This is a genomic window from uncultured Catenibacterium sp., assembly GCF_900540665.1.
Taxonomy (GTDB): domain Bacteria; phylum Bacillota_I; class Bacilli_A; order Erysipelotrichales; family Coprobacillaceae; genus Catenibacterium.
Map to the genome: position 1 here is coordinate 24,985 of NZ_UQGV01000013.1, position 11,297 is coordinate 36,281.

10 protein-coding genes are annotated in these 11,297 nt (G+C 33.8%); 9 read left to right on the forward strand and 1 reads right to left on the reverse strand.

The features are described 5' to 3' along the window. Positions 1-19: 19 nt before the first annotated feature. Entirely contained in the window at positions 20-1,648 is a 1,629-nt protein-coding gene (locus QZQ55_RS03095) for a polysaccharide biosynthesis protein (protein ID WP_295089768.1), read from the reverse strand. Between the two features lie 167 nt (positions 1,649-1,815). On the opposite strand from QZQ55_RS03095, the gene pyrF reads away from it, so the two are divergent. The 9 genes from pyrF to QZQ55_RS03140 all read left to right on the forward strand — a co-directional run bounded on the left by pyrF (position 1,816) and on the right by QZQ55_RS03140 (position 11,158). After that, a complete protein-coding gene (gene pyrF / locus QZQ55_RS03100) occupies positions 1,816-2,520 on the forward strand; it encodes an orotidine-5'-phosphate decarboxylase (protein WP_055234752.1) in 705 nt (234 codons plus the stop codon). Between the two features lie 2 nt (positions 2,521-2,522). Continuing rightward, positions 2,523-3,161, forward strand: coding sequence for an orotate phosphoribosyltransferase (pyrE, locus tag QZQ55_RS03105; RefSeq protein WP_295089771.1), 639 nt, complete (start codon positions 2,523-2,525; stop codon positions 3,159-3,161). A 140-nt stretch (positions 3,162-3,301) separates the two neighbouring features. Continuing rightward, positions 3,302-4,105 (forward strand): ABC transporter permease, encoded by an 804-nt coding sequence (locus QZQ55_RS03110; RefSeq protein ID WP_006505260.1) that lies wholly within the window; start codon positions 3,302-3,304, stop codon positions 4,103-4,105. Between the two features lie 8 nt (positions 4,106-4,113). Beyond that, positions 4,114-4,932, forward strand: coding sequence for an ABC transporter ATP-binding protein (locus QZQ55_RS03115; protein ID WP_295089773.1), 819 nt, complete (start codon positions 4,114-4,116; stop codon positions 4,930-4,932). A 51-nt stretch (positions 4,933-4,983) separates the two neighbouring features. Further along, entirely contained in the window at positions 4,984-7,218 is a 2,235-nt protein-coding gene (locus QZQ55_RS03120) for a CDP-glycerol:glycerophosphate glycerophosphotransferase (RefSeq protein ID WP_295089776.1), read from the forward strand. A gap of 94 nt (positions 7,219-7,312) precedes the next feature. Then, positions 7,313-8,506, forward strand: a complete 1,194-nt coding sequence (locus tag QZQ55_RS03125; protein WP_295089779.1) for a CDP-glycerol glycerophosphotransferase family protein — start codon at positions 7,313-7,315, stop codon at positions 8,504-8,506. Then, the gene (locus tag QZQ55_RS03130) at positions 8,496-9,593 is read left to right on the forward strand and encodes a CDP-glycerol glycerophosphotransferase family protein (protein ID WP_295089781.1); all 1,098 of its coding nucleotides are present in this window, start codon (positions 8,496-8,498) and stop codon (positions 9,591-9,593) included. The genes QZQ55_RS03125 and QZQ55_RS03130 overlap by 11 nt, the downstream gene beginning before the upstream one ends. 3 nt (positions 9,594-9,596) lie before the next feature. Further along, positions 9,597-10,427 (forward strand): DUF975 family protein, encoded by an 831-nt coding sequence (locus tag QZQ55_RS03135; protein ID WP_295089783.1) that lies wholly within the window; start codon positions 9,597-9,599, stop codon positions 10,425-10,427. Beyond that, on the forward strand, positions 10,427-11,158 hold the full coding sequence (locus tag QZQ55_RS03140; protein WP_295089787.1) for a CPBP family intramembrane glutamic endopeptidase: 732 nt from the start codon (positions 10,427-10,429) through the stop codon (positions 11,156-11,158). Before QZQ55_RS03135 ends, QZQ55_RS03140 begins: the two co-directional genes overlap by 1 nt. Positions 11,159-11,297 lie beyond the last annotated feature (139 nt).

An 11,297-nucleotide genomic window follows, 5' to 3' on the forward strand; every position in this document is an offset into this window, starting at 1 on the left:
TAAAATTGTCTGGACTTTTTTATGCTTTGTTTTTGAATAGTTTACGAATAATCTTATCTATATAAGGGATTCCATTCAACATTTCTAAATGATCTTTATAGATAAATAGTATACTGAAGAAATAAACAACCACACCAACCATAATTGCAAGGATAAGTGGAATAAAGACACGATGGAATACCTTGAAAAGAAGATAGTAAGTACCATAAGCACATGCACCCATAAATAATGAAGCAACTAATGGTAATAAAACAGCAGTTTTAAAATTGATATGATAACCTACGAGTCGATTTAAGGCGAACTGGTTAGTGACACACATTTGTAAGGCATAAAGTGAAGTCCCAATAACAAGTAGATAAATACCAACGTCAAGGAACTGTGATGGCACTAATACAAGCATCAGTACAAGGATGATCACATGGACAATCAATGCCTTGGCAGCATTTCTTAAAGGTACTTTAACTGCGCCAATCGCCTGCAAGATACCATTAGATAAAGTAGACAAACCATAAAGTACAATCGCAGGTGCACCAAGAGTAAGGGCAGTAGAGGCAATCTTCAATGTCTTAGGCTGTGGGAAAATAAGACCCATAACAGGATAAGCGAGTACACCCATACCTACAGCTGCAGGTATTAAAATAAGCATAGTAATAAAAGTACTATTCTTGATGTTGGCACGTACTTCCCTGAAATCTTTTAATGCATAAGAACTAGAAATTGCAGGAATAGTTGCTGTACTCATTGCACTTGCAAGCGCAACAGGGACATTCATTAAGACAACATATTTACCTGCATAAACACCATAAAGTTTAACAACTTCAATCAGTTCTACACCACGTCTTTGCATGATACCATAGAAGATAAACATATCGATTGTAGAAACAAGGTTATAGATACATGTAGAAATAATAATTGGTGTGACAATATTAAGGATAGAACGGAATATAGCATGTCCTGACTGTACACGAGGATCTGCATCTGTTTCATCAATCATATGTCTGCCTTTTCTTAAATAAACACATACCATATAAATAAGTGCAACAAGAACACCAAAACCTGTACCTAAGGCACTTCCTCCTGCACCACGGCTAGCAAGTAATGTATGATTATTTGCATATGGCTGAATAAATAAATAAGCAGCACCTACAGACACAAAGGCATTTAATAACTGTTCGATAATCTGAGAAACAGATGTATAAACAGTTGTTGAATAAGCTTGGAAATAACCTCTTAATACCCCGACTAAACCGGATAAGAAAATAGTAGGGCAAAGAATTCTTAATGCGAATACCGCATTTTCTGTCACAATCCAAGGGGCTAAGATAAATGTAAGTATTGCTGCAGAACCACCAACAACAGTAATATAGATCAGTGCACATTTGAAAATCTTACGTGCATTATTATATTGATGAAGAGCGAGCTTCTCACTAATTAATTTAGAGATTGCGGTTGGAATACTGTAAGAAGAAATAAGCAGTACCATTGCATAAATATTATATGCAGTAGAGTAATAACCATTCCCTTCATCACCAATTAAAGCGGTTAATGGACTTCTATAAAGAACACCAATAATACGTACAAGTATACCAGCAAGTGCTAGAATAGAAGCCTGCTTGACAATTGATTTAGATTTGTTCAAAATATTCACTCCTTATAAAAAACTTTCATTTTTAATTTATATCATTTTTGTTTGTTTATTACAATATATTCGCCAAAACATCTGACAAGTTTTTAGATTATTATTTTTAAAAGTCTCCCAGGTTTATATGTTTTATGATATACTTCATAGAGAATAAAAAAATTGGAGGGTAGTTTATGACTAAAAGCAGAGTAATTATTGCACTCGATTTTAAAAACAAAGCAGATGTTCTTGAATTCCTAGATAAATTTGATGAACCGCTCTTTGTGAAAGTAGGTATGGAACTCTTCTATGGAGAAGGACCTGCAATCATTCAGGCCATCAAAGAAAGAGGACATTCAATCTTCTTAGACTTAAAATTGCATGATATTCCTCATACAGTAAAGATGGCTATGAAGAACTTAGCGCGTCTTGATGTTGATATCGTTAATGTTCATGCTTCAGGTTCTAAGGCTATGATGCAGGCAGCAATTGAAGGTTTAGAAGAAGAAAAGGGCAAGGATCGTCCTTTATGTATCGCAGTAACATGTCTTACTTCTTTAAGCCAGGAAGTATTAGATGATGAATTAGGTATTCATGAACCAATTCAGGATGTTGCTATTAGATGGGCTAAGAATGCGAAAGAAGCAGGATTAGATGGCGTTGTATGTTCACCATTAGAATCTAAAGGTATTCATGATGCTGTAGGAGAAGATTTCTTAACAGTGACTCCAGGTATCAGACTTGCCAGTGATGCAAAAGATGACCAGAAGCGTGTCACTACACCAGCTATGGCTAAGGATATGACTTCTAGCTATATCGTAGTAGGTCGTACAATTACTAAAGCAGCTGATCCAGTTGCTGCTTATAAAGAAGTATTTAATCAATTTCAAGGAGAATAATAATGAATAGAGAAGAATTAATTGCGAAAGATTTATTAAGTATCAAGGCTGTATTCTTAAGCCCTGATGAACCTTTTACTTGGGCTTCAGGTATTAAATCACCAATCTATTGCGATAATAGATTAACTTTATCTTATCCAGAGGTAAGAAATGATATCGAAAAAGGTTTAGCTGAATTAGTAAAGGAAAACTATCCTGATTGTGAAGTATTAATGGGTACTTCAACTGCAGGTATCGCTCATGCTGCATTAGTGGCTGATATCTTAAATAAACCAATGGGATATGTACGTGGTTCAAACAAGTCTCATGGACGTCAGAACCGTATTGAAGGTGCTGTAAGAGAAGGTATGAAGGTTGTCGTAGTAGAAGATTTAATTTCTACTGGTGGATCTTCTTTAGAAGTAGTAGATGCATTAAGAGAAGCTGGATGTGAAGTATTAGGATTAGTAGCTATCTTCACTTATGGCTTAAAGGATTCTATTAAGAATTTTGCTGATAAGGATTGTCATTTCGTGACTTTATCTAACTATGATGCACTTCTTCCTGTTGCTGTTGAACACAACTATATTAAAGAAGAAGCATTAGAAAAGTTAAAAGCATGGAAAGTTGATCCACATGATGAAAGCTGGATGACTAAATAATTATTTGAGGAGGGGATATCCCTCCTTTTTTTAATCATGGTATTTTTTATGTAAATAAAGTATAATAAAAAAGGCTAATATTGCTTTTTGAAGTCTAATGCTGTATAAATATTAAGATAGATTATTAAGGAGGATCCAACGTGTTAGAAGCTGTAAAATATGTAATCAAAGAAAACAGCGAGAACTTGTTTCGTATTTATTCTATTTCGAAATATGAAGTACTAGCTGACATGCGTGACTCAAAGTTAGGCTTATTCTGGAACTTTGCGAATCCAATTATTCAGGTATTAACATATTGGTTTGTATTTGGATTAGTATTAAATCGTAAGTCAGTAGATGGTATTGAATATATCTGGTGGATGCTTGGAGGTATGGTTGTATGGTTCTTTATTTCTCCATGTATTACAGCAGGGTGTAATGCTATCTTCTCTAAAATAAATATTATTACTAAGATGAAATTCCCAGTCAGTGTTCTTCCAGCTACAGTGGTACTTTCTAAGTTGTTTGACCACTTCTGCTTGATGTGTATATTGACACTCTTATTCTGTTTTGCTGGCTATTATCCATCATTGCATTGGGTAGGACTTATTTACTATTGTTTCTGTGGTGTTGTCTTCTCGATTTCGTTATCTATGACAACATCTGTACTTAATATGCTTGCACGTGATACAAGAAAACTAGTGCTTGCTATTATGCGTTTATTATTGTACATGACTCCAATTTTATGGAACGTGAAGAGTCTTCCGTCTATTTTACAGAGAATCATGTTAACTAACCCTATTTATTATATTGTTCAGGGCTATCGTGACTGTTTCTTCTATCATCGTGGAATTATGTATTATAAATATTCTGCTTTCTGTTTCTGGGCTATTACAGCTTTCTTATTTGTATTTGGCAGCTGTATTATGTATAAATTCAAATCTAAGTTTGTAGACTTTATTTAGGAGGCGTTATGGATTCAAATATTGCAATTGAAGCACGTCATGCTTCTAAAATATATGAACTAAGATCTAAAGAGAAAAAAAGTGATGTCAAGTTCTATGCCTTAAAGGATTTAAACTTCCAGGTTAAGAAAGGTCAGGTTGTAGGTATTCTAGGAACAAACGGTTCTGGTAAATCTACTATGTCTATTATTCTAGCTGGAATCTGCGATCCTGATGAAGGAAAAATTATTGTGAATGGAACTCAGGCACTTATTGCTATTAATACAGGATTAAACGCACAGTTGACAGGACTTGAGAATATCGAATTAAAGGGTGCTTTATTAGGACTCTCTAGGAAACGTATAGAAGAGATTAAAGAAGGTGTTATTAATTTCGCAGAAATTGGTGACTTCCTGTATCAGCCTGTAAAGAAATATTCATCAGGTATGAAATCAAGACTTGGTTTCTCAATTAACCTTTGTCTTGATCCAGATATTATGATTGTCGATGAAGCGTTAAGTGTAGGTGATAAGGGTTTTGCGGAAAAGTGTCTGAATAAGATGACTGAGTTAAAAGAACAAGGTAAAACCATTATCTTTATTTCACATAACTTAAGACAGGTACGTCAATTTTGTGATAGTGCTATGTGGATTGAAGGTGGCATGCTTCGTGAATATGGAGATATTGATGAAGTATGTGATCATTATGCTGACTATGTAGAGTACTACAATCATTTATCTGCAAAAGAGAAAAGGAAAGTACGTGATGAAAAATTCGCAAAGCGTGTTATTCCTAATTCTCGTCGTACACTAGGTGATAAGCTCTTTGCTGCTATTAAGACTAGATAAACAAAGGGCAGGGTAACCTGCCTTTTTAAATATAGGGAAGGAAGTTTAATTATGAAATTATCAATTATCATACCATTTAATCGTTATATTCATTATTTATATGATTGCTTAGAAAGTATTAAAGATCAGAAATTGTCTGATTATGAAGTGCTTCTAGTTGTAGATGCTATTGAAGATGTGAAGGATAAAATCCATAAATATGACTTACCAATCACTTTTATTGAATCAGGAGAAGCATCAGTAGGTAAAAAGAGAAATATGGGTCTTGATCTCTCAAAGGGAGATTATGTTTATTTCTTAGATAGTGATGATTATGTATTACCAGGCTGTTTGAATGCTTTGATGGAAGAAGCAGAAAAGTCTAATAATCAAGTTGTAGCGGGTAAAAGAATGGTTTCATGGTTCAAGAAACAGGTCTATGAAACAATGAGCGATGAAACAAACATTGAAAGAAACTTAAAGGATAAAGACCATGATCGTCTTGAAAAAGTGGAAAAGCATCAGGAAGAACATCTTTATGACAAAGAACCAGAACAGTTCAAGATTGATTTACTTATTCGTACTAGACATGCATTAAGAAATGTATCATGCTTAAACCTTCTTATTAAGCGTTCACTTATTGAAGAAAATCATATTTCTTTTAAAGAAGAATTCTTCTGGTATACAGATGCGCCTTTTGTCGTAGAATTATTAAAATATACGAATGATGTGTCTTTTGTAGAAGATGCTATTCTAGTTAAACGTAAACATAATGACCCAATTAACCGTCCTGCTCTTTCTCAGATTAAGGATCCTGATGGTCGTTTTGATGAATTTATTGAAGCTCATAATTACTGCTTAGAGATATCTAAAGATTATCCTCAGATTCATTATTATATTAATGCTAAAATGGCAAACTATTTTACAAGTTTCTTTGCTAAAAAGGTGAGAAGAAGTGAGGATGATAAGTGGAGAACAACACGTTTTGATACAATGGCAGAAGTATTAACTCATATTGAACCAGAATTATTGAAGAAATCACTTTATCGTCGTAGTCTTTCTAAAGCATGTATGAATCATGACTTAAAGAAAGCGCAGAAGATCATTGCAACTCACTTAGCAGGTGTAAAGGCTAAAAAGATTCTTAAAAACAAGAATGAAATGAATAAGTACCTCTATAGACATAAATATAAAAATGAACCTATTCAGAAGAATCTTGTTATGTTTGAAACATTCCGTGGAGCCAGCTATGCTGATTCACCAAAATATATTTATGAATATCTTGCGAAGAACTTCCCAGGGCAGTATGAATTTGTCTGGGTACTCAATGATACAAAGACAAAACTTCCTTATGGTGGAACAGTCGTTAAGCGTATGACACGTAGATATGCTTACTATCTTGCTGTATGTAAATACTTTGTATTCAATACAAGACAGCCATTATGGTATCGTAAAAGAGAAGGACAGGTCTTTTTAGAAACATGGCATGGTACACCATTAAAGCGTTTAGCCTTTGACCAGGAAGAAGTCACTGCAGCTTCTCCTACATATAAAGCACAGTTCTATCGCCAGAAACAGGAATGGGATTATTTAATTGCGCCTAATGCCTTCTCTAGTGAAATATTCAAGAGCTGCTTTATGTATAGGGATGAAGGAGATACTATGTTAGATACAGGTTATCCTAGAAATGACTTATTATCTGATCCTCATAAAGAAGACATTGCGATTGAACTTAAGAAGAAGGTCGGTATTCCATTAGATAAGAAAGTTATTCTCTATGCACCAACATGGAGAGATGATGAATATTATGGTAATGGTGCTTATAAGTTCCAGTTAAAGCTTAATCTTGAACAGATGAGAAAAGAATTAGGGGATGAATATGTCATTATCCTAAGAACACATTATTATATTGCAGATGTTCTTGATTTGACTGGTTTAGATGGTTTTGCGTTTAACTTAAGTAAGTATGATGATATTACTGAAATCTATTTGATGAGTGATATCTTGATTACTGACTATTCAAGTGTATTCTTTGATTTTGCTAACTTAAAACGTCCAATGTTATTCTATACATATGATTTAGATAAATATCGTGATGTATTAAGAGGCTTTTATATTAATATGGAAGAAGAACTTCCAGGCCCACTTGTATTCACAACAGATGAAGTTATTGACACAATCAAGCATATGGATGAAATCACTGAGAAATATGCAAATCGTTATGTCACTTTCTATGACAAGTTCTGCGGCTGGGAAGATGGTCATTCTTCACAGAGAGTTGTTGAAACAGTATTTGAAAAGAATTAGCTTTCCTTTACAGGGAGCTTTTTCTTTCTATCAGTTTGATTGACTAGAACAGTCATTCTCACTATAATAGACCCTAATAAAGGAGAATATCATCATGAAATTGATTAAGAAAATATTAGGTAAATTGATTCGCTTATTATATCGAATTGTTTATCGCTTCATACCATGTGATGATCATACAATCTTATTTATATCTTTCCATGGTCGTGGCTATACAGATAATCCTAAGGCATTACACCAATATATCACTGAACATAAAGAATATGCCTCATATCGCTGTATATATGCGATAAAGCATCATAAAGAAAAAAATCTCACTATTCCAAATGCGAAGATTATTGAATACTTCAGTATTCCTTATTTCTTTTATCTTGCAAGAAGTAAATATTGGATTTCTAACTGTAAGCTTCCTAAATATGTACTGAAGAAGGATAACCAGGTTTACTTGCAAACCTGGCATGGTACACCTTTAAAGAAGCTGGCTCATGATATTGAAGTACCAGAAGGGACAACATTCTATCGTTCTGGCATGTCTGTAGAAGAAATGCGTGCCACTTATGACAATGATGTCTCTAAATACAACTATATGATTTCTCCAAGTGCTTTTACTACAGAAGTCTTCCAGACATCTTTTAGAATCAATAAGGAAAGACTAATTGAAACAGGCTACCCAAGAAATGATATATTATCTAATTATACAAAAGAAGATGTAGAAACAATCAAGAATAGAATGCATTTACCTCTAGATAAGAAAATCTTACTCTATGCGCCTACATGGCGTGATAATTCATTTGATATGAAGGGTTACACATTTAAGCTAGAAGTTGACTTTAAAAAATGGCAGGAAGTATTAGGGGATGAATATATTGTTGTATTTAAACCTCATTATTTGATTGTGAATGATTTTAACTTAGATGAAGTGAAAGACTTCGTTTATTATGTAGATCCTCAAGAAGATATTGCAGATCTTTACTTAATTGCGGATGTCTTAGTGACTGACTATTCAAGTGTCTTCTTTGATTATGCAATATTAAAAAGACCAATCTATTTCTATATGTATGATCTAGAAAACTATCGTGATGAATTAAGAGGCTTCTATTTAGATATTTATAAGGATCTTCCAGGAGATGTGGTAGAAAATGAAGATACACTACTTGAGAAGATTCATATACATGATTTTGATTATGACCGTTTAAAAGGCTTCAATGAACGTTTTAATAACCACGAAGACGGACATGCCAGCAAACGTGTCATTGATATATTATTAGGTGAACAGCATGGGGCTTAAGAAAATTGTATTAAACATCATTCTTTCATTTGTGAACATCTTTGTATCACTTATTCCTATTAAAAAGAATCAGATTGCTTTTGTGTCACTAGAAGACAATGTTTTAAGAGAAGACTTTTTAGATATCTATAATCATCTTGATTCATCTCGTTATTCTATTAAGACAGTATTGATCCATTATGATAAAAAATCAGTATGGAATGATTTCTTATATCTTCTTAACTGTATAAAACAGATAATTGTGATTAACACCTCTCATATCGTACTTATTAATGATAATAACTATGTTGTCTCACATTATAAGAGAAAAGGTGTCAAGGTTATTGAAATATGGCATGCAGCAGGTGCTATCAAGAAGTTTGGAAATGCAGTCAAAAGACAATATCCTATTAATAACTATGACTATGTTATTGCGAATAGTGATTATTGGATTGAACCTTATTCCATTGCCTTTTCTGTAGAAAGAGACAATGTACTTGTTACAGGAATGCCTCGAGTAGATCATCTTTTTGATGAAAATTATAAAAAGGAAGTCAGTGAACGTTTCTATTCAAAATATCCAAAACTTAAAAATAAGAAGATCTTACTCTATGCACCCACTTTTAGAGGGAATATTTATAAAGGCTTCAAAGCAGTCGATTTTGATGGAAAGAAATTCATTCATACTTTTGATGAGGATACAGTACTTCTTTATAAGTATCATCCACTTATGAAAGATATACCGATAGAAGAAGAAGGGCGTATCTTTAATATGAGTCATGAAAATACGTATGACTTATTTGTGGTAAGTGATGCACTTATTTCAGATTTCTCTTCTATTATCTTTGATTATTCTATCTTAGATAAACCGATGTATTTCTTTGTGCCTGATTTAAAGGATTATATGCATCGTCTTGGATGTTTTGTGGACTATAAGAAAGAAATGCCTGGTCCGTTATGCTATAATGAAGAAGAGTTAACAGAAGCAATACATTCTAATGAACATTATGATATCAAACGATTTAAAAATAAATTCTTTAAATATCAGGATGGGAAGAATGTAGAGCGAGTCATCGCATTAATTGAACATCTGATCAAGGAGGATTAAGTTATGAATATTTCAATGATCAAACAGCGTGCTAGAGAAATAGCACGCGTCAACAAAACGAGTTTATCACGTATTTGCTTAATAATAGGTGTTATTTCAGCATTCCCTAGCTTGTTGAATTCAGGTAACGGGATGATGCATATCATTTATTTGATTATTTCAGCGTTATTACTTGCGGTAGAACAAGGACATGTTGTAGCGGGACTAAAAGTAGTCACTGATCGCGAATATGAATTATCAGATAATGATGGTGTCTATGGTGTTGTGAACTGGCTTGAATATTTACCAACATATCTTACAAAAGTGCTTGTAATCTTCGTTATATCAATTATTTTTATTGTACTTATATTGGCATGCTCTTTTGGCTCATTTGGTGGTCTATTTGCACTCATAAGTGATCCTTATAGAGTTTCACCTATTGCAGGGTTTGTTTCAGGTCTATCAGCACTAAGTGGGATATTATTGTTTGTGTTGTTTTTTGCCTTTCTATTTATAATAATCTGGGTTGAATTACGTATGTTTGCGATGACTTATTTACATCAGGAATATGGTATTAAAGGCTTTGCAGCACTTAAGGAATCATTTGCCTTAATGAAAGGTCATTGCGCAGATTTATTCCTTATCAATCTTACATTTGTTGGCTGGATTATTCTGTGTGCTTTCATTAGCGGTATGATTGGTGGCGTGTTTGGTGATAATGGTATTGCTGGGTTACTTGGTTCAATTCTGAGTGCGGCACTTGGTGCTTATACATACCAGCCTGCTTATATTACTGTTCATGCATTATTCTATAAAGAGATTGCTTATAAGTTCTATGATGAAGGGAGAATCTAATGAGAAAAAGAATAGATCGTTTTACTAGAAGACTTTCAGGTCAGGAACTTGTATTAGGATGTGTCATCTTGCTTCCATTATTCTTCTATTGTAATAGTTATATTGGAATAGCGATTGTAAAATGGGCAATCTTAACATTTAATCTTTCAGTTGCTGCTAATACTGCAACAATCTGGCTGAACTTTGTGATAGATTTGATTACCGCACTTGTTGCAGTGATCATCTTAAGAAAGTTCATCGGACGTCAGTGGAAGGATTTTATGAATAACAAGCTTTCTATTATTGTTGCAGGATGCTTTTTAGGATTCTTCCTTAATATTTGTGCCAATGCGATAGGAAGCAGTATAGTTAAACTGTTTGTGGATCAATCATCAAGTGTGAATCAGCAGCAGGTAGAATCACTCACTAAAAGTATTCCTGCCATTATGTTTTTTGTGACAGGATTTTTAGCCCCAATAGGGGAAGAATTAATCTTTAGAGGCGTTATTTTTACAGGTTTACGTAAATATAATAGATTCTTAGCTTACGTTGTCTCTGCTTTCTTATTTGGCTTTATTCATGTGATGAATTCAGTCTTTGCGGGTAATGTCTTTGAGATGGTACAGATGATACCATATGCTTGTTCAGGGTTGGTTTTTGCGTATATATATGAAAGTGCAGATAATATCTGGGCTTCTATTCTCACACATATGACAAACAATATATTTGCGTTATTAGTTATCTTATTCTAAACAAAAGGCCGAATGTAAATAACATTCGGTCTTCTTTTATATTTCTAGATACAAAAAAACACTTCCGAAGAAGTGTCAAATTACAAATGGCGGTCTGGACGGGGCTCGAACCCGCGACCTCCGCCGTGACAGGGCGGCA

Bases quoted from the DNA above. Each gene is read 5' to 3' on its own strand.
- pyrF (WP_055234752.1), top strand. From the start codon at position 1,816: ATGACTAAAAGCAGAGTAATTATTGCACTCGATTTTAAAAACAAAGCA.
- pyrE (WP_295089771.1), top strand. From the start codon at position 2,523: ATGAATAGAGAAGAATTAATTGCGAAAGATTTATTAAGTATCAAGGCT.
- QZQ55_RS03115 (WP_295089773.1), top strand. From the start codon at position 4,114: ATGGATTCAAATATTGCAATTGAAGCACGTCATGCTTCTAAAATATAT.
- QZQ55_RS03120 (WP_295089776.1), top strand. From the start codon at position 4,984: ATGAAATTATCAATTATCATACCATTTAATCGTTATATTCATTATTTA.
- QZQ55_RS03125 (WP_295089779.1), top strand. From the start codon at position 7,313: ATGAAATTGATTAAGAAAATATTAGGTAAATTGATTCGCTTATTATAT.
- QZQ55_RS03130 (WP_295089781.1), top strand. From the start codon at position 8,496: ATGGGGCTTAAGAAAATTGTATTAAACATCATTCTTTCATTTGTGAAC.
- QZQ55_RS03135 (WP_295089783.1), top strand. From the start codon at position 9,597: ATGAATATTTCAATGATCAAACAGCGTGCTAGAGAAATAGCACGCGTC.
- QZQ55_RS03140 (WP_295089787.1), top strand. From the start codon at position 10,427: ATGAGAAAAAGAATAGATCGTTTTACTAGAAGACTTTCAGGTCAGGAA.